This is a genomic window from Metallosphaera sp. D4-4 (assembly GCF_046245145.1).
GTDB classification, from domain to species: Archaea; Thermoproteota; Thermoprotei_A; order Sulfolobales; family Sulfolobaceae; genus Metallosphaera; species Metallosphaera sedula.
Genome location: NZ_CP176412.1, coordinates 2,126,624 through 2,152,367, shown reverse-complemented (window position 1 = coordinate 2,152,367; position 25,744 = coordinate 2,126,624). Strand labels below are relative to the sequence as shown.

The window sequence follows — 25,744 nt, the reverse complement described above, 5'->3', positions numbered from 1 at the left end:
ATTCGAAATTCTTAATAACTGGAAGCTATGAGAACTCACTGGTTGATCCAGATGGAATTTACTATCTAGGGCCTAAGGGTAGTTTCTCCCACGAGGCTGCACTTAAAATTGAGGGAAATCATATAGAAGCCTCTTCAATATCTGAGATATTCGATAAACTATCCACAAACGCGATTGGGGTTGTTCCGGTAGAAAACACACTAGAGGGGCCAGTTAATGAAACATTGGATAACTTATACACCAGAAAGGGAGTGTATGTGAACAAAAGGATAGACATGAAGATAGACCTAGTCTTAGCCTCAAGGCCTGACGTAGAACTGGAATCAGTGACTAAAGTTTACTCCCATAATCACGCAATACATGAGGCCAGAAACACCCTATCCAAACTCGGACTTACAAATTTCATTCCAGTGAACAGTACATCTAAGGCGGCTCAACTAGCCCTAGAGGACAAACAATCTGCAGCCATATGTTCTAGATTTGCGGCGAAGTTGTACGGGTTAAAAATTCTCAAGGAGAACATCCAGGACGGGGTTAATATAACTAGGTTCCTTGTGGTATCCAGAGAACTGACGGAGGTTGGCGAGAGGACCATAGTGTTTTTCACAGTTCCCGACGTTCCAGGTTCACTATTCAAGGTCCTAGAGAAATTCTATTTGCATAACGTTAATCTGTCAATGATTTACTCTAGGCCAACCAAGATAATTCCATGGAATTACTATTTTTATCTGGAGTTTGAGGGAAGCATTTCCGAGGCAAAGAGAACAGGCCTTCTGGACGAGTTATCCAAGGTTACGCAGGAACTAAAAATAGTAGGAAGCTACACTACAATACCTGTCACATAACTATTCCGGGCTTTAAATTGTCAAGACTGTATAGGAGCATGTAGCTTTTAGCTCCGGTTATCCCCAAGGCCTTCATGGAGGCTTCCCTTATAACTGCCTTGCTCCTACCATGCAGCATGCAATAGCACAGGTAATCCCAGGGCTTATTGCTTTCCCTTAACACTACGTGTGTAGCCTCGTTCAGATTTTCAGCTATCCTGTTACAGGATTCTTCGATATTATCAGTATTAATGAGTAACATAGCGTTCTCAGTAATTCCTACCTTTTCTCCATTTACTGTGGCTCCGTAATCCTTGATAACGTGCTTTGATCTTAATTCAGAAATCAAGTCCACGAGTTCCGCTTCTCTATACCCAAATCTCTCGGCAAGTGCCTTGAAAGGCCTCTCCACTATGGGAAGGGGATAGGACAAAGCCTTCAGGAATTCCATGTTTAGCCCTAGTTCATCAGCCGTGGGAATTTTCTCAGGTGTTTTCTCATTTTTGCTCCATGAGATCCCGCGTATTAAATCGTACTTTACACTTAATTTGAGATTCCTCTTGGAGAAAAGTATTACATAGTCTTCAGCTTTTACCTCCTCCATCAGATCCCTGACCCTCTTCTCTAAGACTTCTTTCGATTCAGCCTTAAGGACGTACCAGACGTTATATCTTGGATGGTTCCTGATGAAGTTATGCGTGAGTTCCCTTATGTGAAGTGCTTCTCTCCTGAACTTATCCAGTTGATCTAGGGGTATGGATGCGGCAATTAACGCTCCTTCCATTCCCTTAGATCTAAAATTGACATACATTCCAACTCTTTTTATAATTTCAGAATCTATAAGATTCAGTGTTTCCTTGAGGACTAGGTCAGTTCTTAGATTCAGCTTGCCAGCTACTATATCGAAGGGTTTCTCATCGAGAGGGAAGTTGTATTGAAGTTCCATGAGAAGCTTAATCTGGGTATCGGCAAGATCCATGATTATATAGCAAGTTTACTGGATTAAAAACCCGTTATTTGTCTCTCAATAATCAATTCCCAGCTTATTCAGTATTCCTCTAGCTGCTAGAACCCCAGTTGCAGCGGCTATATTTATACCTCTAGAGAGACCAGCACCATCTCCTGCAGCATATAAGTTATCTACCACTGTTTCCATATTACTGTCGACAACTGCCTTCATGCTGTAATATTTTATCTCTGGAGCATAGAGGAGCGTATTGGACGAGTAAATCCCAGAGGCCATGTTATCTAGTCTCTCTAGGCCCTCAACCAGGTCTGCAACTACCCTGTATGGCATACCCATGCTTATATCCCCAGGTGTCACGTCCTTAAGTGTAGGCTTAACCGTGGATCTCCCTATTCTCTCCCACGTGCTTCTCCTACCCTTCTCAAAATCTATGAGCCTCTGAAGGATTGGCTTTTCTCCACCTAGTCTAGTCATTAGTCTAGCCACGCTCTTTCCGTACTCGATGGTATCCTCTAGGGGATCTGATAGTTTTACAGTTGCGAGGAAGGCAAAGTTAGTATTTCTGCTTTTCTTATCCACATAAGTTTCGCCGTTAACACCTATGGTACCATCATCGTAAACTTCCTTCATAATGAATCCTCCTGGATTCACGCAGAAAGTTCTAACCTTGTCGTCATACTTCCTGGTGTACATGATAACCTTGGGATCCCAGACAGCGCTAGTTAGGTCTTCCATGATAAATGATTCCACCTCAACCCTAACACCTATATCTAGTGGCCCTGATACCATGTCCACACCAAGTCTCTTGGCCTGGTCATAGAACCACTTCGCGCCTGAACGACCTGGCGCAGCTAGCACTGTTTTGGCTTCTATCTCTCCCTTATTCGTCTTTAGGTTGAATATGTTTCCCTTCTTCTCAAGTTGGTAAACCTCCGTGAGCTCCGAGATTTTTACACCGTTTTTCTCCACATAGTTTGTCATCTCCTCTATTACAATAGGGCTCTTGTCAGTACCTATATGTCTCTGAACAATCGGAACAAATTCCGCACCAGCCTTAGCTGCCTTTCTCTGAACCTCCTTGACCCTCTCCTCATTGGGTCTAAACAATCTGTCCTTAGGAGCGCCAAACTTCACGAAAACCTCATCAATATAGTTGACCAGGTTTTGTGCCTTCTCCCAGCTTCTCATTATCTCGTGAAGTTCTCCGCCTATGTCGGGCCTAAGATTTATTATTCCACTGCTAAATGTACCTGCACCTCCAAGCCCGTAGTTTATATGACACGGAGTGCAGAAGGTACACTTTTCCTTGGGGGTTAGCAGAGGGCAACTCCTTCTAGACGCCCTAACTCCCTTGTCTAACAGCAGGACCCTATATTCTCCGTTCTTAGGCATAGCGTTGGCTATCTCATATGCTGCGAACAGGCCAGCGGGACCTCCTCCTATAATTACCACGTCATACTCCATCTCAATCACCCATCTTCTCCTTTCGTAGATCTATGGTATCCAGGGCGTCCTCCCCGGTTCCAATGAGTGTAACTGGAACTCCAAGCTCATTCTCTACGTTCTCAACCCATCTCTTAGCTTCCCCTGGTAGTTTAGAGTATTCTCTGACGCCCTTGGCGTCTTTGAAGAGGGCATCCAGCTTTGTTATAGCAACCTGTGTGGCCGAATTTATTTGAATTGCCCTTTTAGCAAGAGTTAAGTTAAATGGAGCAGCTCTTCTCATTCTCCCAGTAACGGTTCCCCTTTCCACAAGGCCCATCTCCTCCGCCTTCTCCTTGGGTAGTTCATTCTCCAGGTAGCCTTCACCAACTCTGGTCACAAACGATTTGAATATTATGATAATTTGGTCCACGTATTTAGGCCCGACACCAATTTCGCTTAAAACTCCTCCAGACGTAGTATTCCTGCTTGTTACGAAGGGATACTCTCCATGATAAAGACTCAAATAAGTTCCCTGAGTTCCCTCACCTAATACCCTTTCGCCCCTCTCAATGAACTCTAGCACACTCTCTGGCACATTTGAAATATATTTCTCAAGATCTTTAAAATCCTTAGCAAGTTTAAGTTTTCTAAGTACTCTTTTGGCCTCAGAGGTTCCTACACCCTGACCCGTACTACCTATTACTTTCATTAGATATTCGTCTTTTCTCTCCTCCTCTACTTCAGTTTGGGTGATAATCCCCACGTGTGGATCTATCATGAATCTATCCATTGATCCGGTTTCGTTCAATTCCTTCATTAATTGCTCCACGCTTGTTAGCGCTCCTGGACCTAAAGCCAACTTGACCTTAGGATTAACGAAGGCAGAAGGTATTATCCTAATTTTCCATGTTTTACCTCCATATGACACCGTATGACCAGCATTTATGGATCCAGTCCTCACAGCTAGGGAATATCCGCCATTCAAACCTAGATAAGATGCTATTTTCCCCTTACCTTCGTCTCCATAAAAGCCTCCAACCAAAATATCTAGCATTAAGCACCGTTTTGGTTAATCTCCTTCCATAATATAAAAACCTTAACGTAGGGAATTTATAATGATAAATCTCCGATAAATGGAGAGATTGAATAATGAGTCTAGTTCTTCATGTGGATAAATGTTAATTATCAACTAGCTTATAACCTTGTCCAGCTCCCTCTTCTGTATAGCTTCCTTGATTTCTATGGCTATTCTTCTTCCTAGACTGATGGGCTTGCCGAAATATAATTTAGAGTACTGACTTCCTATTCCCATGTACGCGTTGGTTCCGCCACCTATCCTTGGGGCAACGTCGAAGACCACGATGTCCAGGTCCGGAGTAACTGCAAGTTGAAGGGTGAAAGGCCCAATTATGCCCCCCCTTTCCAACTTTCTTGTGGCCTCCACGAACGAGTAGCCTGCGTCGAACAGCTTTTCGAGCATGCTTTCCCTGATGGTCGCAGGCTCGTGGCCCACCTCAATTAGTCTAGGATATCTCCCCAGCTTACTCTGTATGTCAGAGGGAAGTCTGTAAAATGAGTCCCAATCGCTTTGTATCCTTCTATCTACGCTAATTATTTCAACTCTATCAAATATTGGCGAGTAGAAGTAGTTGATATTGAAATAAGCCCCAAAAATGAACTCCTCTATGACCATTTGCGATATTCCCTGTTGATCTATTATCCCATCCTTCTCCAGTTTCCTCAACTTTTCCTGAAAATCTTCCCTATTAGCTGCGAAGAAAAATCCCCTTTCTACCTTTCTTTTAGCCTCGGGTATTTTGACTATAACAGGTCTATCAACTTCCTCAGGCCTTAGGGTCTTAGGCCTCCTTATTTTAGCCTCGTCAAGTATCCTGTAGTAATTCTTTTCACCAGTCCTCTCCTCCCATCTAAGCATCATTCTATTACCGAAGAACTTGACCTTCATGGCCTCTATGGCATCGTAACCTAGATACACTGCCATACTTCGGTTCGGGACTATTAGCGCGTCTTGCTCGATCAGTCTCGTCTGAATCTCGTCACTGGATATCTCCTTAAAATCGTTGAGGATGATGCAAGTGTCAACTATTCTCTTGAATTCCTTGTATGGTCTTTCTCTCCCCTTTTTACAAAGGGCTATTGTACTAAATCCCTCGTCCTTAGCACCATCAAACACGTCCAGGGCTGAGTGGCTGGCTACCGACGCTATTTTCATGTGGTCACCTCATTTAACCTGTTCTTTTGGATTGCTAGATTTATTTCTCTCCCTATCCTTCTTCCGACGCTCATGGGTTCATCCCAATAGAGCCAACTGTAGGGACTCCCATTCACATAAAGGTTAGTTCCGGCCACTATCCTTCCCGAGAACTCAAAGACAACCACATCAAGGGTGTCCGTAACTATGGATTCAAGGCAGAAGGGACCTATGGCCCCTGGAGGCACCACATTTTTTGTAGTTTTAACAAAATTTTCTGCGTATTCATAGACTGAAGGCAATATACTCTCTCTGGCCACCGCTGGGATGTTGCCTGCGACCACGAACGTGGGCTCGGCTTTAATATCACTTGGAAGTCTCCTCAGACCGTCAACGTTGGTCTCATACCTGATATCAATCCCAGTCATCTCCACACGCTGTAGCATTGGACTGTAGAAGAATTGAAAGTACATGGGAATTCCAATCACGTATTCCTGTATTATTAATTCCTCTACGTTGTTGATCAGCCCTTTTTCCTGGAGCCTCCTTATCCCCTCCTTGACCTCCTGTTTATTCCTACCTATGAAGTAACCTCTTCCACCCTTGGCACCTGGCAATTTCACGATAACCATTCTATCGACATCCTCAGGGTTTTCAAACTTCATCGGTGTTTTTATATTGCTTAGCTCCAATAATTTCATTTTTTTGGATTGATTTGATTCCCATGGAAACAAGTTCCTGTTACCGAAAATGGGCGTCCTTATCCGTGAAACCCTCTCCATGCCGATGTACTCGATGAGACTTCCATGTGGTACAAAAACGGAGTTGGAAGTGCCATTGATCTTTTCCACAGCCTCATCTTCACTGGAATACACATAGAAGTTATCTATGAAGCTGAATCTTCTGTAAAAACCTTCCCTCTTCCTATTTACAACTATCCCAGTCTCGAAGCCTTCCCTTTTGGCCCCGTGAAGAATCTGAAGCGAAGAATGGCTTGCTAGAGTGAGTAATAGCATTTCGGGACTCACAATAGGGAAATGTACTTTTAAACTTCCTTGATCTTGCAATGAGTATGGATGTGGTTTGTCCCATAGACTGGAGATATGGTAGCAAGGAAATGAGGAGGATATTCACTAGAGAGGGAATCATTGAGTACAGAATTAAGGTTGAATTAGCGTTACTTTACGCCCTAAAGGAACTGGGCTACGTATCTGAGGAGGAATATGGTAAGGTGGAGAAAGCCTCAGAGAGCGTCACGCCCGAAGAGGTGGATAATCTAGAGGCCAAACTTGGACATGATGTGATGGCCCTTGTGGTATCCATGGCAGAAAAGGCTGGGGATGCGGGTAGATTCGTACATTTTGGTGCAACTAGTTACGATATAGTGGACACTGCCTATGCCTTGATGTTCAGAGATGCGCTATCTATATTGAAGGCTAAGTTCGTCAAATCTTTAGATAAATTAAAAGATCTTAGCCTGAAGTATCAGGACCAGGTTATGGTGGGCAGGACTCACGCTCAACACGCAGTACCCATCACCTTGGGATTCAAATTCGCGAACTACTTGTATGAGATGACAAGGTCATTGGAAAGGTTGGTAGAGACCGAGAAGAGGGCAGTCCTGGGTAAAATGAGCGGAGCTGTCGGTACTATGGCGAGTTGGGGAAAGGATGGACTCAAGGTTGAAGAGTTGGTTATGAAGAGGCTTAACCTGAGGCCTCACTCCATATCAACGCAGGTTGCACCTAGGGACGGTTTTGCCGAGTTGATCAGCGATCTAGCCATAGCTGGATCGGTGATGGACAGGTTCGCGATAGAGGTTAGGGAGCTCATGAGGCCTGAGATCGGGGAGATGGCCGAGGGAGTAGGGGACAGGGTCGGTAGCAGTACCATGCCCCACAAGGAGAACCCGGTAACTGCGGAGAAGATTAGTGGTCTCTCCAAGTTACTAAGAGGAATGGTCGTATCTGAACTGGAAAATATTCCACTCTGGCATGAGAGAGATTTAACCAATAGCTCAAGTGAGAGATTTATCATATCCCACGCCTTCCTTGTTATGGACGAGATGCTAGACAGCTTTAATGAATTATTATCTAACTTGAGAATTAATTTAGACGCCATGGAAAGGAATCTTCGGCTAAGTAAAGGATTGAATATGGCTGAAAGCTTAATGATTAACCTCACATTGAAGGGTTTACCTAGGCATAAGGCCCATGAGTTGGTGAGCAGGATCTCCAGAGAAGCCAGAAAAGGAAATTCCAGTCTCCTGGAGGAGGCCCTCAAAGACAAAACAATCTCGTCGATTTTCAGTCAAGAGGAGCTTGAAAGAATATTGAATCCCAAGGCCTATCTGGGCCAGTATAAAGCACTTATACAAAGGGCCATAGATTACTATGAGAACCTAGTAAGAGAGCTCAATGAGACCAGGGGAGTAATACATTAATACTCCAAGCCAAAATTTTCCATGCCGCTGTAGCTCAGCTGGTAGAGCGCCGGCCTCGTATCCCTGGAGCGATAGCCGGTGGTCGCGGGTTCAAATCCCGCCGGCGGCTCATTGGTGATTCTGATGAAGCTAAGGGAGTTGGGGGAGCACAGTTTCATTGAAACTGTCATTTCCAAGTACGTAAATTCCGATGTGAACCTGGACGTCTACAGGCAAGGAGATGTTGTCCTGAAAATAGACGGATTTCCCATCAGACACACAATGCCCTTTATGGACTTTTATGATCTAGGATGGAAGGCAGTAGTTGCCGCTATGAGTGATCTAGTCTCCTATGGCGCTACACCTCTAGTTGTTCTATCGTCTTTCGGGCTTAGTCCTGAAATAGAGTCTAAGAACGCCGAGATGATGATAATGGGAATAAGTGACGCCTCAAAATATTACGGAGCTACCTATGGCGGAGGGGATACAAACTCTTCAGAGGACTCTGGCTGGATCGATATAGCAATATTTGGTAACACTGTCTGTAACACACGACCCAAGGCAGAACCCGGAGACTTAGTTTACGTTACAGGAGAGATAGGAAGAACTACAGGCGCCTTTCTCTGGTATAGTTCGGGTGGGAAGTTTCCCCTACCCTTGGACTCAGTAATCAAGCTTAAACATCCCGTAGTTAACAGGGCCATTTTGCGTGCCCATAGGGAGCTCTGTAGCGTTGTGGCACTTGGAACTGACGTGAGTGATGGGATTCTAGTTAGTCTTAACAAAATAGCCCACCATGTTGGACACGGAATTGACATTGCTACCATTCCCTTGGTGGAATATATACAGGAGTTAGTTGATAAGAACATAGTTAGTCTAAATGAAATATTAAAATCTGGAGGAGAAGAATATGAGACGATCTTCGTAGTGAAGAAGGAGACATCATCCATTTTTCTGGACGCAATGAAAAGGTATGGCGTGATCGTTAAAGAAATCGGAAGAGTAATTGATAGTGAACCAGAAATTAGATTGAATTCAAAGAAATACGAGGTTCACGGTTGGGATAACTTCAAGGGCTGGTTTTAGCCAAATAACCAGTTTGTAAGGAGAATAGACTTATATATAGTCCTAGCAATTTCATGTGTAGATCTACATGGCTCAAGTTGAGACAGAAAATAAGGGTTTTAGACTGCTACCAGCGCCATCAAAATTCGAAAATGGGGAAGTAAAGTTTGGCGACAGGGACATCAAGATTGGGGGACCTTTACCTAAGCTTGCCCAGGACGAGAAGCTTATCAGGGTTACGCATTCTTTGTGTCCTGCTTGTTACAGGCTATTACCAGCAACCATATTTGAGAAGGACGAAAAGATGTACATTAGGAAGATATGTCCTGAGCATGGAGAGTTTGAGGACCTTTATTATGGAGATGTGGGGATGTACTATAAGTTCGATTACTGGGAGTATGAGGGTAAGGGTCCTAGAGTTCCTTACGTTGACCTTAAGTCTCCCTGTCCTTATAACTGTGGACTATGTCCAATGCATCATCAGCACTCGGCACTTGTGAACCTGGTTATAACTAACAGATGTGATTTGTCTTGTTGGTACTGCTTCTTCTACGCCGAGAAGGCTGGCTACGTCTTTGAGCCAACACTGGAGCAGATAAAGTTCATGGTAGATCAGTTAAAGAGGCAGGATACTACCATAGTTATCCAGGTTACAGGAGGCGAACCTACACTTAGGGAAGATATTGTTGAGGTAATTAAGCTCCTCAGGGAGTCAGGTGTCAGACATATTCAGCTCAACAGTTGGGGAGGAACTTTCGCCAAGATGTACATGGCTGATCCGGATAAGGCAGTGAGATACGCCATAGCCCTGAGGGAGGCAGGAGTCAACACTGTTTACATGAGCTTTGACGGGACTACCAGAAAGACCAATCCCAAGAATCATTGGGAGGTTCCTTACACCTTAGAAGTGTTCAGAAGGGCAGGGATGACCAGCGTCGTTCTAGTACCCACAGTTATCAAGACTGTAAATGACCATGATCTAGGAAATATAGTGAAATTCGCTGCAAGGAATATGGACGTTGTGAGAGCCATAAACTTCCAACCTGTCAGCTTGACAGGAATGATGAAGAGGAATATGAGGGCCAAGTTTAGAATAACCATTCCAGAAGTCCTGAAGAACATAGAGGACCAGACGGACGGCGAGGTCACTAGGGACAGTTGGTATCCAATAGGCACTTCAGTCGTGTTCTCGAGATTAGTCGAGGCTTTAACAGGTAAGGAGCAATTCGAAATGGCCAATCACCCAAGTTGCGGTGCTGGCACCTATATCTACATAGAGTGGAGAAACGGAGAACCACACTTCATACCCATTTCCAAGTTCATTGACCTAGAGGGTCTTCTAGAGTACTTCAAGGAGAAAGCAGAGGAACTCAAGGAAGGAGCTAACAAGTATTGGATTGGCATGAAGTTGCTCTACAACGTCAGGAAGTTCATCGACAAGGAGAAAGGACCCAAGGACTTCGATGTATATAAGATGCTATATAATGTGGTGGTAAGTCACAACTATGAAGCTCTAGGCGAATGGCATTACAGGACATTGTTCCTGGGAACCATGCACTTCATGGACCTCTACAATTACGATATTAACAGAGTCATGAGATGCGATATTCACTATGTTGTACCAGATGGGAGAGTAATTCCATTCTGTACCTACAACGTTCTTAATGATCTATACAGAGATAAAGTACTCAGGGAATATCAGATACCTCTAGATGATTGGATAAAGAAGCATGGGGAGAACAGTCTTGGAGATGCAATGAAGTATAGAAGGGTTGCAAGTACTCTAGAGAAGGGAGAAATATACAAGGAGACGTACAAGTACTTTAACGAGTGATTTTCTTTTAATTTTTGTTTGACTACTTCTTGTAGATTAAGACTATTTCTTCTCCACACTGGCATCTATATGCTGAATGTAGCTTAAGAGTAGGTGACATGGATCCTGGAAAACCATCTCCATCAAAGATAGAGGTGCCGGAACCAAATACTCTTGGAGAAACAGTTACCCTGACCTCATCTACGCATCCTTCTTTCATGAGTGACCAATTCAGTTTTCCTCCACCCTCAACCATTACCGTTCTCACTGAAAACGTTTTATAAAGATCAGCCATTGCATCACATAGAGTCGAAAACGTTCTAACGTACACACCCTTGTTTGTCAGCTCTTTTAGGGAATCGCTAAGATTCCTGGTGTAAACTACTGTGGATGGGGGAATATTGAATATTTTCAATCCGGGATCCAAATCCCCGCTGTTAGTTACGATAACCCTGATAGGATTTTTCCCCGTGTAGTATTTTAGAGTCAGGCGTGGATTATCCACCCTAGCAGTTCTGGCTCCTATCATCACAGCATCTACTTGCGCTCTTAACATATGTTGCCTGATCTTGTCATACCTACAGCTGAGTTCGCTGAACGAATCCTTAGCTGCAATCTTACCATCAATTGTCATCGTGCTAGAGATAATTATGTAAGGTCTCATCTCATCGAATTACGGGCTTTAGGCTATAAAACCAAACTCTCAGATCGCATTTAGATCTCTTTTCGCAATTTACACAGCATTCATGGCACACATTGATATTCCTTACACCGCAGAACTTGACTATTCTGGGCCTAAAGCAAGATCCACAATTTTCCTCGTATACCATTTTAGTACCTCTTGTATTCATATAAGCCGAAAATATATTTAATCTTGGGGTCGAATGGGGTCAACCTTGAAGCCCCAACGAAGAGGCTATCGTTGTTCCTCAAAATAATCGAACCTTGTGTAGGCGAACTGGATCTAATTATTTCAAGGTTTCCTAAGCGAGTCTTCTTTTCCCTTATTACCATAAAAGGTGAAGTGGCTGGATATTCTTCTTTAGCGCAACTTCCCATCCTTAGCCCTGTCGAATCCCTCTCGTGAATAATTATTCTAGCGTTTATCATGTCAACTAGAAATTTTGCACCAGCAGCAGCGTCCCTTAAGCAACTAGTCAAAATCACATTCATGGATTTAGTTTTTTCCTTGGCTATCTCCAGGACATTTCTTAGTAATTCAGTTGGCTGTTCATTCCCACCCGTGTCAACTAGGTAGAACGTATCTTCACTTTCAATTAAATAAGAGTTTGCTGGATACCCATACGTCTTACCAGCTACCATGTAAACTCCCTTAGCTATCCTGGCAATACTCAAAGGTCGAATACTACCTCCATCGGAAACTCGTTTATGGAGTTAATGTTTTCTCTCTTGGCTACAATGATGAGAGCCCCTGCTACTCTACCACCTGCTTTTCTGACAAGTTTTGACGTGGAAAGTAATGTTTTCCCAGATCTCATGACATCATCGACTATGAGAACCCTGTCTGATTTAGAAATGAAATCTTTCCTTGCATATATGCTAACAACAACACTATCCGATTCCCTCACACTCTCTTCCACATATGTCAGATGTATGGAGTCCTTATGTTTCTTAACGATGATTAGCGGTTTATCAAGTATGGTGGCTACGATGGTGGCAAAGGGTATTCCATTACTTGCTATACCAACAATCTTTTCTACGTCCTCGAAGCGAGAAACGTGAGTTTCTAGGAGTATCTTTAACATGCTAGGGTAATGAAGGAGCTCAGACGTATCTATAAAGGAATCTGGAAATTTCCTTATTTTATCCTGAAAAAATCTGTGAAGGAACCCTTTCTGACCTACCTTACTAATCAAGTCTCTTGCCTGTTGCTCGCTAGGGACCGTAGATCCATTGACATACCTGCATAGGAGGCTCTCCTGCAGTCCCAATAGCCTAGAGAGTTCTTTATAGGTGTACTTGTTTTTTAGTTCCCTTAGCAGATCTACAGCCAAAAGCCTATCCCTTAGGTCCCTGTCCTTGCTTCCATCGCGAATCATTAAAATATCCCCTTCCAATTCTTGTTACAGATGATTGAGATCTTAAGTGCTGATCAAATGATGTAAAAAAATCACTGATTAAATGCCTAGCTTTCTTTTGATGATGTCATTGACTAGCTTAGGGTCTGCTCTCTTTCCTGTTTTCTTCATTACTATTCCCACGAGGTAATTGGCGATCTTAGGATCCTTCTTAACCTTCTGAAGTAGCTCGGGCTCATTCCTCAGTGCTTCGTCGACTATCCCCTCTATTAATTTTTCATCTGACACTGTAGTCAGACCCATCGCCGTTACTATATCGCTGGGCATCTTACCCTCGGTGATTATAATGGGCAATATCTCCTTAACGATCTTTATCGTTATGGTACCCTTATCCATTAACTCTAACAACTGGCCCAGGTGTTGTGGTGTGGCCTTAGAATCTGTTATCTTCATGTTTTTGTCGTTTATCCATCTGAGGTAATCGTTGATTATTAAGTTGGATAATTTCTCGTAGTTATTGTAATTCTTGGCCGTCGCCTCAAATAGGTCAGCCAGGGCCTTGTCCATCACTAGAACTGTAGCATTATACCTACTTATTCCATATTGTTTTATCATTCTCTCTATCCTAGCATCCGGAAGCTCTGGTAGGTTTTCCCTAATCTTCCTGATAAGATCGGAGGAGATCTCATAAGGAGGAAGGTCTGGGTCTGGAAAATACCTATAATCTTCATCGGTCTCCTTTGCCCTAGACGAGACTGTAACCTTCCTGGCAGAATCCCAGTGCCTAGTTTCTCTCGGCACCTTTTGGCCCTGTAATATAGCTGCCCTCTGTCTGGCTACTTCATACTCTATTGCTTCCTTAACGTCCTTGGGGGATCCAACGTTCTTGACTTCAACTCTCTCTCCCCCCTCCACAGAGATGTTTACGTCAGCTCTCATAGAACCTTCAATCTCACAATCACACACCCCTAAGTGTTCCAAAATGGACTTTAGCTTGTCCAAGAATAATTTGGCTTCCTTAGAGTTCTCTAAGTCAGGCTCAGTAACTATTTCTAGCATTCCCATTCCAGACCTGTTGTAGTCCAGGAGAGTATATGTACTGGTTAACATGGATCCTGTGGGATAGATAGTCTTAGCTGGATCTTCTTCTATATTTATCCTTCTAATTCTAATAATTTTTTCACCAAGAGCGATCTTACCATTTCTCGCAATAGCCATACTTCCTGGCCCATCATACTGAGAAATTTGATAATTTTTTGCCATGTCAGGATAGAAATAATGCTTCCTAGTAAAAGTCAGATACTTGGGATACTCGCATTCCAAGGCTATAGCGACCATCAAGGCCTTGTTTAGGGCCTCTTCATTTAGTACTGGTATGGCACCGGGAAGACCTAGGCAAACTGGGCACAAATCCGTGTTGGGATCCAGATTCACGTAATCCGCGGGGCAAGGGCAGAAAAGTTTCGTTTTCAGGGAAGTCAAGTGGACGTGAACTTCCAGACCTATTCTAGCCTTAGGTTCGCTCATCCTTCTCACCTTTCAATGTAAATGAATGCGGTAACAGATCATCTAAATAAAATGTTGTGGTTTTCCCAGTTTTATCTCTAGTTATCACTAGGATATCCCTTCCAAACTCCCTAAGGACTTGCCTGCAGGCTCCGCACGGCATTATCCCGCTCCCATCAGAAAGGGAGATAGCGATTTTCTTGAATTTTCTAATACCCTTCGTTACCGCGGTGAACACTGCAACCCTCTCGGCACAAATGGATAAACCATAGGACGAGTTCTCCACGTTAGTGCCCAGTATAACCTCTCCGTTCTCTCCAACTAATGCCGCCCCTACCCTTATCCCTGAGTAAGGCGAGTAGGAATTTTTGGCTGCGTTTGCAGCCAGATTCAAGAGTTCCTCATCCGAAGGATCTGTCACCTGCATCACCCAACCCAGGCACAATGTAGCCCCTGTTATTTATCTCAGGATCTATGGACACCGTGAAGATATCAACATCGGGATACTTGTTACGTATTTTGGTTATTCCGTATTCAGACGCGATCACAGATGCAATAATTATTCTCTTGGGTTGAAGCTGAGATACCATGCCAAGTATCCTCATCATGGTGCTCGCGGTAGCTATCATAGGATCGGCAATAATAGCGATGTCATTTTTTGAGATTTTTGGAATCTTCATGTATGTTATTTCAACTTCCATCTCCGTGGGTGGAGAGGAACTTTCCATCTCCCTTCTGGAGGCGGCCACGACACCCTGCTTCGCTGCCGGAAATGCTTTCAAGAGCCCCTCAACTAGTGGTGTAGCTGCTCTTAACACATTGACGATCATTATGTTATCTAGGTCTTTAATTACTACCCCCTTTGCTTCCACTCCTAGCGGAGTGACCACCTTAACTATATCGAAATCGAGGTGGTTGGCTATTTCGTACCCAATAAGCCTTCCTAATCTGACCATGCCTTTCCTAAACATTATTTGATCTGTCTTAATATCTCTCAACTGAGTTAATATATGTAAAAATAAAGGCTTATCAAGTAAAAATACAGCCATGAGGTTACCTCTTGGTTGTTAGCTTTCTTGCCTCCCTTTCTGTCTCCCTAAGAATTACAATGTCACCCAGTCTCACTGGACCCTTAATATTTCTGGTTAGTATCCTACCCTTGTCTCTTCCTTCAAGAACCCTTACCCTTACCTGTGTAACCTCCCCAGTTACTCCAGTTCTGTCTAATAATTGAATGATCTCAGCTGGAAAGCCGAATTCCTCAATGATTGAAGAGGACTGTTGTTTTTCGCTCATGTTTTCTTACCTTGTATAAGCTCACAGCAATTCACTTATATACTTCACTCATATTGAGATAAGGTAGATCAAGATGGTAGTTTCCCACAAGTGCAGTTTCTGTGGAGGAGATATACCGCCAGCCACTGGCATGATGCATGTGAGAAATGACGGTACGATTCTTTGGTTCTGCTCAAACAAATGCAGGAAATATATGCTAAAGTATCATAAGGATGCTAAAAAACTGAAGTGGACAACCTCCTACTCGAGGGTAAGATAAATTGGCTACCCAGAAGACCTTTGTAATGATAAAGCCTGACGGTGTTAGAAGGAAACTCATAGGAGAGATAGTAGGAAGGATAGAGAGGAAAGGGCTACGAATAGCCGCAATGAAGATGGTCAAGATTGATAGGGAAACAGCTAACAAGTTATACGAGGAACATATAGGGAAGTCGTTCTTCAACGAGCTTGTAAGCTATATTACTTCAGGTCCAGTGGTTTGTATGGTAGTGGAAGGAGACGAGGCTGTTAGGGTCATGCGTACTCTCATAGGAGCCACCGATCCCAAGGAAGCCTCACCTGGTACCATTAGGGGGGACCTTGCTCTATCAAAGGCTGAAAACGTTATACATGCCTCAGACGCAGAAGAGAAAGCTAAGAGGGAGATGTCACTTTTCTTCTCTCCAAACGAGATCACTGAATGAAAATGCCATAGAGGGGATTTTCGGCCTTTTTTATCTTTATTAGCTCCTTGATTACCTCCATCATATCCTCTGTGATCGAGTCCTTATAATTCTTGAAGAGGATCTCTAAGTCCTCTTGAGGAACATCGGTGTACAGAACGTCTCCCTCCTGGACCTGTCTACCTATCATAATGTTTCCTTTTATTGACATGGAAACCTCCATCCCCTTTGTGGCTCTCTCAATGTTTTTCTTATTATCCTGAATAGCTAAGACCTCTCCCACTCTCTGTCCATCCTCTCTTATCAAGGGATACTTTGGCCTCACTACGCCTCCTAAAACTTCTACACCTACTATAGCCGGATCACTTCTTCTAAAAACATACCCCGGTAAGATCTTGATCTTTCCTGGTAACACAAGGGAATCCAGGGTCCTCCTTTTTCTCCTCTCCCTGAGATCTTCAATGTATTTGATAGTGTCGTCTATCAACTGGTAGATTATATCGTTGTAAATTATCTTAACCTTAGATGTGTCTAATCCTGGGATGGGTTTTACTCTGAAGGCTGCAATTATTCCGTACTCCTCAACCTCCTTGGCTGAGAGCTCAGCCTCGATCAAATCCCTCTTAGTGATTGGGCCTATATCAGCCACTCTTACTGGAATTCCTATTTTTTCAAATCCTGCGACCAAGGACTCCAGTGATCCTAAGCTATCTGCCTTTACCACTATACCTGTGGAGTTTTTAGAAAACCTCACCTTAGATAGCTCCTCTTCAATAAGTTTTCTAGCTTCCTGAAGTTTGGCCTCATCGTTAGCCACGTATAGGGGGGATCCTGCAAGAGCCTCCTCAAGGCCCGGTGCTGAGATTTTAACTCCTGCTGCCGCGGATATTTCATCTATGCTCCTATAACCTGATCTAGTCATTCTCATATCCTGTAGGGGTGCAGGTAGTAGGATGTTCCTAATTTTAGTGACTATTACTCCGTTTATTCCGCCCAGAACTATCGTGTCACTTTTTCTTAGTATCCCATCATAGATTATCACATCGATAGTATGTCCTAACCCTTGCTCCTCCTTGACCTCGAGAATTACCCCTTTAGCGGGTCCTTCCACTGCCCTTAGTCTTGTCTTAAGATATTGCTGTGTCAGACCCGCTAAAAGCGCCAGCAATTCAGGTAAGCCTTCACCAGTCTTCCCAGAAACTGGAACAATGGATACGTAACGTGTGAAGTCCCTTACTCGGTCAAATCTCTCCGCGTTAAAGCCCATTTCTGCCAGCTGCATTACCAGTTTGTATACATAATTATCTAGGGCTTTCTGAACACTCTGTGATTGAGATCTAAAGGATTTTGTAAACGTTTCGTTCTCTATGGGCCTCCATCCAGGTATCCTGTCTATTTTATTGGCAGCGACTAGGAAGGGTACCTTCTTATCTTTTAAGATCTCAATAGATTCTATGGTCTGTTTCTGAAATCCTTCTGTTATGTCTACCACTAGAATTGCAATATCAGCTACGCTTCCACCTCTCCTCCTTAAATTTGAGAAAAGCTCATGACCTGGAGTGTCTATGAAAAGCAATCCAGGAATCTCAAGCTTCACGGGGATTATACCTTTTAAGGGTTGAGCAACTTTTTCGATAACGCTGCTTGGGACGAAACTAGCCCCAACCTCCTGGGTCATTTCGCCTGGTTCCTTCTTAACAACTGCAGTTCCCCTAATCTTGTCCAAAAGGGTAGTCTTACCGTGATCAACATGACCTAATACCACGACAATTGGCTGTCTAAGTCTCACTTCTGTCTTTGACAAACAGAATCACCAAACCTGAATGATATGATGGAGCTTTGTTTATTATTTTTAAGTAAGTACGGTTTTTCCTTTGATTGAGAAAAATGGTCGTAACTGATTTCGAGAGTATGGCTTTGGACGTTGCAGTGAGATACAAAGGGAAAATCCAGGTAATGCCTAAGGTTCCTGTGAACTCCCTGAACGATTTCTCTATACTTTATACTCCCGGGGTGGCGGCCGTTTCTCAGGCTATACACAAGAATAGAGAGCTATCATTTCATTATACATATAGGTGGAATGCTATCGCAGTGGTCACAGATGGATCCAGGGTACTGGGTTTAGGGGATATTGGTCCTGAGGCTGCCATGCCAGTCATGGAAGGTAAAGCACTCATCTTCAAGTTTCTAGGTGGGGTAGATGCTATACCCCTTCCCTTAGGGACAAAGGACGCAGACAAGATAGTGGAGACAGTTAAGTTATTGGAACCTGCATTCGGAGGAATCAACCTTGAGGACATAGAATCCCCTAAGTGCTTCTACGTTCTTGAGAAACTCAAGAGCATTATGGAGATCCCTGTTTGGCATGACGATCAGCAAGGTACTGCAGGCGCTACCTTGGCGGGATTGATTACAGCCCTTGAAATAACCGGGAAGAACCCTAAGAACATCAAGATTGTTCTCTTTGGTACAGGTGCAGCTAACATAGCTACCGCGCGATTGCTTGGAAAATTTGGAATTCCTCTAAAAAACATAGTTCTTGTAGATTCCGCAGGAGTCATATACAGGGGGAGGCAGGACGAGGAAAGAATGAAAACAGAAAATCCCTGGAAGTACGAGTTACTTAGGGAAACCAATGGAGAAAATGTGACCACTATAGAGGATGCCTTCAAGGGAGCTGACGTTGTGATAGCGGCCTCAAAGCAGGGACCAGATGTGATTAAGAAGAGTTGGATAAAGCTCATGAATACTGACCCCATAGTATTTGCTCTAGCTAATCCAACACCTGAAATATGGCCAGAGGAGGCAAAGGAAGCCGGAGCTAAAATTGTGGCGACTGGAAGAAGTGATTTCCCGAACCAAGTCAATAACTCCCTCATATTCCCAGGTGTTTTCAGGGGTTCCCTAGATGTTAGGGCCAAGGCGATAACGGACGAGATGGTGATTGATGCAGCAAGGGAGCTGGCCAGTCACGTAAGGGAGAAAGGAGCAACGCCTGACTATATAATTCCCAAGATGACGGAGTGGGAAATATACCCTCGTGTAGCGGCAGCCGTGGGTGTAAGGGCCATACAGCAGAACGTCGCTAGAGTGTCTAGAAATTATAATGAACTCTTTGACAACGCTAAGACCTTGATCGAGAAGGCAAGAACCCAGTTAAGATCTATAGCTTAAATTTTTATAACTATATACACTATGAACCTTTGCCTAGTATACTAGGGTGTAGGTTATGCGTTCATCTTCTAAAAAGATAGATCCGAGTGTGCATGTGCTTGTTCCTAAACATGAAGTACTCTCTGTTGAGGAAGCGTTCAAGGTCCTTAAGGAGCTTGGTATTGGGCCTGAGCAACTTCCTTGGATGAGAGCCTCAGATCCTATGGCGAGGACAATCAATGCAAAGCCGGGAGATATAGTGAAAATAACCAGGAAAAGTCCCATAGTTGGAGAACTTGTAGTTTATAGGTATGTGGTGAGTGGATAAGCATGCTTTCAGTTGACGATAGATGGGTAATAGTAGAGGCATACTTTAAGTCCAGAGGGTTAGTAAGACAGCATTTAGACTCATTTAATGATTTTATAAAGAATAAGCTTCAGGAAATTATAGACGAGCAGGGAGAAATAATCACCGAGATACCTGGTCTAAAGATTAGACTAGGTAAGATAAGGGTAGGAAAACCTAGGGTTAGGGAAGCAGACAAGGGCGACAAGGAGATAACGCCCATGGAAGCCAGGCTGAGAAACCTGACCTACGCTGCCCCAATTTTCCTAACCATGACACCTGTAGAGAACAACATAGAGGGAGATCCCACCGAGGTTCATATAGGCGATATTCCTATTATGCTCAAATCGATAGCTGATCCAACTTCGGAGTTCAGCCAAGACAAACTAGTGGAAATAGGAGAAGACCCAAAGGACCCAGGTGGATACTTTATCATTAATGGAAGTGAAAGAGTAATCGTAACTCAGGAAGACTTAGCAACAAATAGAGTTCTGACTGATGTGGGAAAGGCGGGCTCCAATGTTACCCATACAGCTAAAATAATTTCGAGCACCTCTGGGTATAGGGTTCCTATCACCATAGAGAGATTGAAAGATTCCACAATCCACGTTTCATTCCCTTCAGCGCCCGGTAGAATTCCATTCGCAATATTAATGAGAGCCCTTGGGGTAGAGACCGACGAAGATATTACACTGGCAGTGTCCCTTGACCCACAAATACAGAACGAACTTTTACCTTCTTTGGAACAGGCGAGCTCTATTTCTTCAAAGGAAGACGCATTGGACTTCATAGGCAACAGGGTAGCTATAGGTCAGAAAAGGGAAATGAGGATACAGAAAGCTGAACAGATTTTAGATAAATATTTCCTACCACATATAGGTACTAATCCATCAGATAGAGTAGCCAAGGCTTACTATCTGGCCTTCGCAGTCTCAAAGCTGATCGAGCTTTATCTTGGCAGAAGGGAACCCGACGACAAGGACCATTACGCTAACAAGAGGCTGAAATTGGCGGGAGACTTATTCGCTAGTCTCTTTAGAGTGGCGTTTAAGGCCTTTGTTAAGGACCTAGTGTTTCAGCTCGAGAAGTCAAAGGTTAGGGGAAGAAGGTTAGCCATTAATGCCCTTGTAAGGCCTGATATAATTTCGGAGAGAATTAGGCATGCACTTGCCACAGGAAATTGGGTTGGAGGAAGAACAGGCGTAAGCCAGCTTTTAGATCGTACCAATTGGTTATCAATGTTAAGCCATCTAAGGAGGGTTGTATCTTCCCTAGCCAGGGGTCAGCCTAACTTTGAGGCCAGGGATCTACACGGAACCCAATGGGGCAGGATGTGCCCATTCGAGACACCAGAGGGTCCTAACAGCGGTCTTGTGAAGAACATAGCTCTCCTGGCCCAGATATCAGTGGGAATAAATGAGAAGAGCCTTGAGAGAACTCTTTACAATTTGGGTGTAGTCCCTATAGACGACGCCATAAAGAAGGTTAAGTCTGAGGAAGGCCAATCTGAGAATTATCAGACCTGGAGCAAGGTAATTCTAAACGGGAGACTAATAGGCTATTATCCTGATGGGCGTGAACTGGCAGAGAAAATAAGAGAGAGCAGAAGAGAGGGTGAGTTAAGCGATGAGGTTAACGTAAGCTATAACATTACAGAAACATTTAACGAGGTATACATTAATTCAGATAGTGGAAGAGTAAGAAGGCCCCTTATCGTTGTTAAGCATGGTAAACCGCTTGTGACTAAGGAAGATATCGAGAACCTGAAAAAGGGCAAGATAACCTTTGATACCTTAGTGAAAGAGGGGAAAATTGAATTCCTTGATGCAGAGGAAGAAGAGAATGCGTATATAGCTCTTGAACCAAAGGATGTAACCAAGGACCATACCCATTTAGAGATATGGGCCCCAGCAATTCTAGGCATAACAGCTTCAATTATTCCATACCCTGAGCACAACCAGTCTCCTAGAAATACCTATCAGTCGGCTATGGCAAAGCAGGCCTTAGGACTGTATGCAGCCAATTATCAAATAAGGACAGACACTAGAGCTCATCTCCTTCATTATCCTCAGAAGCCAATAGTCCAAACTAGGGCTTTAGAGGCCATAGGATATACGGAGAGACCTGCAGGAAATAATGCGATATTTGCCCTTATGTCCTACACAGGATACAACATGGAAGATGCCGTTATCATGAATAAGTCGTCCGTGGATAGAGGGATGTTTAGGTCCACTTTCTTCAGGCTTTACTCCGCCGAGGAAATCAAGTATCCAGGAGGGCAAGAGGATGAAATCCTTCTTCCCGAACCCGGCGTAAGGGGATATAAGGGAAAGGATTACTATAGGCTTCTGGAATCTAACGGAATAGTTTCTCCTGAGGTTGACGTTAAGGGAGGAGATGTATTAATAGGGAAGGTAAGCCCACCAAGGTTCCTTCAGGAATTCAAGGAATTGTCACCTGATCAGGCTAAGCGTGATACGTCGATAATAACTAGGCACGGAGAACGTGGTACTGTAGATCTAGTATTGGTGACCGAGACCTCTGAGGGAAATAAGCTAGTAAAGGTGAGAGTTAGGGACCTGAGAATACCAGAAATAGGAGACAAATTCGCTACTAGACATGGGCAGAAGGGAGTAATAGGAATGCTAATACCCCAAGTGGACATGCCATATACAACTAGTGGGCTAGTTCCAGATATAATACTGAATCCTCATGCGCTTCCCTCCAGAATGACTGTAGGTCAGATAATGGAAGCGATAGCAGGAAAGTTCGTAGCAGCCACTGGTAATCCTATTGACGCAACACCGTTCTATAATACTCCCATAGAGGAAATTCAGAGGAAGCTTCTGGAACATGGTTATCTAAGCGACGGATCAGAGGTTGTATATGATGGTAGAACAGGAGAGAAATTGAAAGGAAGAATATTGTTTGGTATAGTTTACTATCAAAAATTACACCATATGGTAGCGGATAAGATGCATGGGCGTGGTAGAGGGCCAGTTCAAATACTCACTAGACAGCCCACCGAAGGAAGAGCTAGGGAAGGAGGACTTAGATTTGGGGAAATGGAAAGGGACTGCCTTATAGGATACGGTGCAGCGATGTTAATCAAGGATAGATTACTAGATAACTCAGATAGGGCAACAGTATACGTTTGTGAACAGTGCGGATATGTAGGCTGGTATGATAGGACTAAGAACAAGTATATATGCCCAATTCATGGTGATAAGACAACTTTATACCCCGTGGTAATATCATATGCCTTCAAGTTGTTGCTTCAGGAACTTATGAGCATGGTTATCGCACCTAAGTTAGTTCTGGGAGACAAAGTTCCTGTTGGAGGTAATTCCAATGAGTGAGAGGTATCAAGTTAACGAGAAGATAATAAAGGGAGTTAGATTCGGGATACTCTCCCCCGATGAAATAAGGAAGATGTCAGTTACTGCCATAATAACCGCTGATGTGTATGACGAAGATGGGACGCCCATAGAAGGAAGCGTGATGGATTCAAGACTCGGGATAATAGAGCCTGGTCAGAAGTGTCCAATCTGTGGAAATGTTATAGGCAACTGTCCTGGACACTTTGGACACATTGAATTAGTAAGGCCCGTTATACACGTTGGATTCGTTAAGCATGTCTATGATCTATTAAGATCCACATGTAGGAGATGTGGTAGGGTAAAGATCAGCGAGAATGACATAGAGAAATACAGGAAGATTTATGACGCGATAAAGAAGAGGTGGCCCTCAGCGGCTAAAAGACTCATTGATCACGTGAAAAAAACGTCTATGAAGGCAGCTGTATGTCCGCATTGCTCAGAGAAACAACTGAAAATCAAACTGGAGAAGCCCTACAACTTTTACGAGGAGAGAAAGGAGGGTGTAATGAGGCTCACTCCCTCCGATATCAGGGAAAGATTAGAAAGAATACCTGATTCCGATGTGGAGCTCCTAGGTTATGATCCAACCACTAGCAGACCCGAGTGGATAATTCTTACCGTACTACCTGTACCTCCTATTACCATCAGGCCCTCAATAATGATAGAGAGCGGGATAAGGGCAGAGGACGATCTAACTCACAAGCTCGTGGACATAGTTAGAATAAATGAGAGACTAAAGGAGAGCATAGATGCAGGTGCCCCTCAGTTAATTGTGGAAGATCTTTGGGATCTCCTGCAGTATCATGTGGCTACCTATTTCGATAATGAGATACCAGGCCTGCCCACATCTAAGCATAGATCGGGTAGACCGCTTAGAACTCTGGCACAAAGACTCAAGGGTAAAGAGGGAAGATTCAGAGGTAACCTTTCAGGAAAGAGGGTTGATTTTTCAGCCAGAACTGTCATATCACCAGATCCAAATATCAGTATAGATGAGGTTGGAGTTCCATACGACGTCGCACAAATTCTCACTGTACCAGAGAAGGTAACTAAATGGAATATAGAGAGAATGAGACAATACGTTATAAACGGTCCAGATAAGTGGCCTGGTGCCAATTATGTGGTTAGGCCTGATGGAAGGAGAATAGACCTTAGATATGTTAAGGACAGAAAGGAGCTGGCTGCAACCCTAGCTCCTAACTTTATAGTGGAAAGACATTTGGTTGACGGAGATATAGTAATTTTCAACAGACAACCATCGCTTCATAGAATATCCATGATGGGTCATAAGGTGAGAGTTCTCCCTGGGAGAACCTTTAGGCTTAACCTTTTGGTGTGTCCACCGTATAACGCTGATTTTGATGGCGATGAGATGAACCTCCATGCTCCTCAGTCAGAGGAGGCAATAGCGGAGACCAAGGAATTGATGACAGTTCATCGCAATATATTAACCCCTAGATACGGAGGCCCCATTATAGGTTCAGCCCAGGATTATATTAGTGGCGCATATCTGCTCACCGTCAAAACGACTCTACTCACAGAAGATGAAGTTCAGACGATACTGGGGGTAGCTAACATTAACAAGAATTTAGAGGAACCAGCGATCCTGGCCCCTAAAAGGCTCTACACGGGGAAGCAGATAGTCAGTCACTTCCTTCCTGAAGATTTTAACTTCCACGGTCCTGCAAATATATCGAGCGGTGTAAGGTCATGCAAGGATGAGGACTGCCCTCATGACTCTTACGTGGTGATCAAGAAGGGGAAACTCCTGGAGGGAGTGTTTGACAAGAAAGCACTAGGAAATCAACAGGCTGAGAGCATACTCCACTGGCTCGTCAGGGAATATGATGAGGATTACGTCCTCTGGCTGATGGACAATCTGTTTAAGGTATTCCTTAGGTACATCGAGCTCCACGGTCTAACCATGACACTCTCTGATGTAACTATTCCGGAGGAAGCCACAAAGAAAATCGCGGAAAGGGCACAGGAGGCGAGGAAAAAGGTTAACGAGCTCATTGAAAATTATGAAAGAGGCCAACTCGAGGTCATCCCTGGTAGAACGTTAGAAGAAAGCTTGGAAAGCTACATCCTTGATGCGCTAGACAAGCTAAGAAATGAAGCTGGAGAGATAGCCACGACTTATCTGGATCCATTTAATAACGCCTATATCATGGCAAGGACTGGAGCAAGGGGAAGCGTACTCAATATCACTCAAATGGCAGCCATGCTAGGTCAACAATCAGTCAGAGGAGAGAGAATAAAACGTGGATATGCCACTAGGACGCTCCCTCACTTTAAGCCTGGGGATATAACGCCAGAGGCTAGGGGATTCATTTACTCGTCCTTCAGAAGCGGATTAAATCCAATCGAGACCTTCTTCCACGCCGCAGGTGGTAGAGAGGGTCTAGTGGATACCGCTGTGAGGACGTCTCAGAGCGGTTACATGCAGAGGAGGCTCATAAACGCGCTCTCCGACCTCAGGGTTGAGTACGATGGTACGGTTAGAACGCTGTATGGAGAGATGATCCAGACTCTCTACGGTGGAGATGGAGTCCATCCAATGCAAAGTGCACATGGCAAGACCATAGATGTAGATAGAGTCCTAGAGAGAGTAGTTGGTTGGAAGAGGTGATC

The 25,744-nt window shown here is 43.9% G+C and carries 23 protein-coding genes and 1 tRNA gene; 11 read left to right on the top strand and 13 right to left on the bottom strand.

The window, feature by feature from the left end; genetic code table 11:
* Nucleotides 1-14: 14 nt before the first annotated feature.
* Nucleotides 15-845, top strand: a complete 831-nt coding sequence (locus ACI49J_RS11835) for a prephenate dehydratase (RefSeq protein ID WP_342780743.1) — start codon at nucleotides 15-17, stop codon at nucleotides 843-845.
* Here the strand turns inward: ACI49J_RS11835 and ACI49J_RS11830 are convergent.
* The 5 genes from ACI49J_RS11830 to ACI49J_RS11810 form a co-directional block, all read right to left on the bottom strand.
* Complete coding sequence (locus ACI49J_RS11830) at nucleotides 838-1,803, bottom strand: Lrp/AsnC family transcriptional regulator (protein WP_240255144.1); 966 nt, start codon at nucleotides 1,801-1,803, stop codon at nucleotides 838-840. The two genes, ACI49J_RS11835 and ACI49J_RS11830, sit on opposite strands and share 8 nt — an antisense overlap.
* Before the next feature lie 45 nt (nucleotides 1,804-1,848).
* Nucleotides 1,849-3,255 (bottom strand): NAD(P)/FAD-dependent oxidoreductase, encoded by a 1,407-nt coding sequence (locus ACI49J_RS11825; protein ID WP_240255242.1) that lies wholly within the window; start codon nucleotides 3,253-3,255, stop codon nucleotides 1,849-1,851.
* A gap of 1 nt (nucleotide 3,256) precedes the next feature.
* A complete protein-coding gene (locus tag ACI49J_RS11820) occupies nucleotides 3,257-4,270 on the bottom strand; it encodes an adenylosuccinate synthetase (protein ID WP_240255146.1) in 1,014 nt (337 codons plus the stop codon).
* Nucleotides 4,271-4,405: 135 nt separating this feature from the next.
* Complete coding sequence (locus tag ACI49J_RS11815; RefSeq protein ID WP_240255148.1) at nucleotides 4,406-5,449, bottom strand: formate--phosphoribosylaminoimidazolecarboxamide ligase family protein; 1,044 nt, start codon at nucleotides 5,447-5,449, stop codon at nucleotides 4,406-4,408.
* On the bottom strand, nucleotides 5,446-6,444 hold the full coding sequence (locus tag ACI49J_RS11810; RefSeq protein WP_240255150.1) for a formate--phosphoribosylaminoimidazolecarboxamide ligase: 999 nt from the start codon (nucleotides 6,442-6,444) through the stop codon (nucleotides 5,446-5,448). The genes ACI49J_RS11815 and ACI49J_RS11810 overlap by 4 nt, the downstream gene beginning before the upstream one ends.
* A 50-nt stretch (nucleotides 6,445-6,494) precedes the next feature.
* Between ACI49J_RS11810 and purB the strand changes: the two genes are divergently transcribed.
* The 4 genes from purB to tes all read left to right on the top strand — a co-directional run bounded on the left by purB (nucleotide 6,495) and on the right by tes (nucleotide 10,749).
* Nucleotides 6,495-7,871, top strand: a complete 1,377-nt coding sequence (gene purB, locus ACI49J_RS11805; RefSeq protein WP_240255152.1) for an adenylosuccinate lyase — start codon at nucleotides 6,495-6,497, stop codon at nucleotides 7,869-7,871.
* 23 nt (nucleotides 7,872-7,894) lie between these two features.
* Nucleotides 7,895-7,980 (top strand) — tRNA-Thr (locus ACI49J_RS11800).
* A 14-nt stretch (nucleotides 7,981-7,994) separates the two neighbouring features.
* On the top strand, nucleotides 7,995-8,936 hold the full coding sequence (locus tag ACI49J_RS11795) for a thiamine-phosphate kinase (RefSeq protein ID WP_240255153.1): 942 nt from the start codon (nucleotides 7,995-7,997) through the stop codon (nucleotides 8,934-8,936).
* 67 nt (nucleotides 8,937-9,003) lie between these two features.
* Nucleotides 9,004-10,749 (top strand): tetraether lipid synthase Tes, encoded by a 1,746-nt coding sequence (gene tes, locus ACI49J_RS11790; RefSeq protein ID WP_011921166.1) that lies wholly within the window; start codon nucleotides 9,004-9,006, stop codon nucleotides 10,747-10,749.
* Nucleotides 10,750-10,771: 22 nt separating this feature from the next.
* On the opposite strand, the gene ACI49J_RS11785 is transcribed toward tes, so the two are convergent.
* The 7 genes from ACI49J_RS11785 to ACI49J_RS11755 all read right to left on the bottom strand — a co-directional run bounded on the left by ACI49J_RS11785 (nucleotide 10,772) and on the right by ACI49J_RS11755 (nucleotide 15,569).
* Nucleotides 10,772-11,392 carry a 2,5-diamino-6-(ribosylamino)-4(3H)-pyrimidinone 5'-phosphate reductase gene (locus tag ACI49J_RS11785; RefSeq protein WP_240255155.1) on the bottom strand — a complete coding sequence of 207 codons (621 nt, stop codon included), beginning with the start codon at nucleotides 11,390-11,392 and terminating at the stop codon, nucleotides 10,772-10,774.
* A 167-nt stretch (nucleotides 11,393-11,559) separates the two neighbouring features.
* The gene (locus ACI49J_RS11780; protein WP_240255157.1) at nucleotides 11,560-12,084 is read right to left on the bottom strand and encodes an MBL fold metallo-hydrolase; all 525 of its coding nucleotides are present in this window, start codon (nucleotides 12,082-12,084) and stop codon (nucleotides 11,560-11,562) included.
* Entirely contained in the window at nucleotides 12,081-12,788 is a 708-nt protein-coding gene (locus ACI49J_RS11775) for a phosphoribosyltransferase family protein (protein WP_240255159.1), read from the bottom strand. Before ACI49J_RS11775 ends, ACI49J_RS11780 begins: the two co-directional genes overlap by 4 nt.
* Before the next feature lie 78 nt (nucleotides 12,789-12,866).
* Nucleotides 12,867-14,294 (bottom strand): Asp-tRNA(Asn)/Glu-tRNA(Gln) amidotransferase subunit GatB, encoded by a 1,428-nt coding sequence (gene gatB / locus ACI49J_RS11770; protein WP_240255161.1) that lies wholly within the window; start codon nucleotides 14,292-14,294, stop codon nucleotides 12,867-12,869.
* Nucleotides 14,281-14,700: a cytidine deaminase gene (gene cdd, locus ACI49J_RS11765; RefSeq protein WP_240255163.1), complete on the bottom strand. Its 420-nt coding sequence runs from the start codon at nucleotides 14,698-14,700 to the stop codon at nucleotides 14,281-14,283. The genes gatB and cdd overlap by 14 nt, the downstream gene beginning before the upstream one ends.
* Nucleotides 14,675-15,322, bottom strand: a complete 648-nt coding sequence (upp, locus tag ACI49J_RS11760) for a uracil phosphoribosyltransferase (RefSeq protein WP_011921172.1) — start codon at nucleotides 15,320-15,322, stop codon at nucleotides 14,675-14,677. Before upp ends, cdd begins: the two co-directional genes overlap by 26 nt.
* A gap of 4 nt (nucleotides 15,323-15,326) precedes the next feature.
* Nucleotides 15,327-15,569: a 30S ribosomal protein S28e gene (locus ACI49J_RS11755; RefSeq protein ID WP_240255165.1), complete on the bottom strand. Its 243-nt coding sequence runs from the start codon at nucleotides 15,567-15,569 to the stop codon at nucleotides 15,327-15,329.
* 73 nt (nucleotides 15,570-15,642) lie between these two features.
* On the opposite strand from ACI49J_RS11755, the gene ACI49J_RS11750 reads away from it, so the two are divergent.
* Both ACI49J_RS11750 and ndk read left to right on the top strand, forming a co-directional pair.
* Nucleotides 15,643-15,828, top strand: a complete 186-nt coding sequence (locus ACI49J_RS11750; RefSeq protein ID WP_011921174.1) for a 50S ribosomal protein L24e — start codon at nucleotides 15,643-15,645, stop codon at nucleotides 15,826-15,828.
* A 1-nt stretch (nucleotide 15,829) separates the two neighbouring features.
* Nucleotides 15,830-16,252 carry a nucleoside-diphosphate kinase gene (gene ndk, locus ACI49J_RS11745; RefSeq protein ID WP_011921175.1) on the top strand — a complete coding sequence of 141 codons (423 nt, stop codon included), beginning with the start codon at nucleotides 15,830-15,832 and terminating at the stop codon, nucleotides 16,250-16,252.
* On the opposite strand, the gene infB is transcribed toward ndk, so the two are convergent.
* Nucleotides 16,242-18,035: a translation initiation factor IF-2 gene (infB, locus tag ACI49J_RS11740; protein WP_011921176.1), complete on the bottom strand. Its 1,794-nt coding sequence runs from the start codon at nucleotides 18,033-18,035 to the stop codon at nucleotides 16,242-16,244. The genes ndk and infB overlap by 11 nt on opposite strands.
* An 83-nt stretch (nucleotides 18,036-18,118) precedes the next feature.
* On the opposite strand from infB, the gene ACI49J_RS11735 reads away from it, so the two are divergent.
* Genes ACI49J_RS11735 through rpoA1 form a run of 4 tightly spaced genes read left to right on the top strand, consistent with a single transcriptional unit; the run spans nucleotide 18,119 to nucleotide 25,742 of the window.
* Nucleotides 18,119-19,405 (top strand): NADP-dependent malic enzyme, encoded by a 1,287-nt coding sequence (locus ACI49J_RS11735; RefSeq protein ID WP_240255244.1) that lies wholly within the window; start codon nucleotides 18,119-18,121, stop codon nucleotides 19,403-19,405.
* A 55-nt stretch (nucleotides 19,406-19,460) separates the two neighbouring features.
* Nucleotides 19,461-19,712 (top strand): DNA-directed RNA polymerase subunit H, encoded by a 252-nt coding sequence (locus ACI49J_RS11730; RefSeq protein ID WP_011921178.1) that lies wholly within the window; start codon nucleotides 19,461-19,463, stop codon nucleotides 19,710-19,712.
* Nucleotides 19,713-19,714: 2 nt separating this feature from the next.
* Nucleotides 19,715-23,089, top strand: a complete 3,375-nt coding sequence (locus tag ACI49J_RS11725; protein ID WP_011921179.1) for a DNA-directed RNA polymerase subunit B — start codon at nucleotides 19,715-19,717, stop codon at nucleotides 23,087-23,089.
* The gene (gene rpoA1, locus ACI49J_RS11720) at nucleotides 23,082-25,742 is read left to right on the top strand and encodes a DNA-directed RNA polymerase subunit A' (protein ID WP_240255246.1); all 2,661 of its coding nucleotides are present in this window, start codon (nucleotides 23,082-23,084) and stop codon (nucleotides 25,740-25,742) included. The genes ACI49J_RS11725 and rpoA1 overlap by 8 nt, the downstream gene beginning before the upstream one ends.
* Nucleotides 25,743-25,744 lie beyond the last annotated feature (2 nt).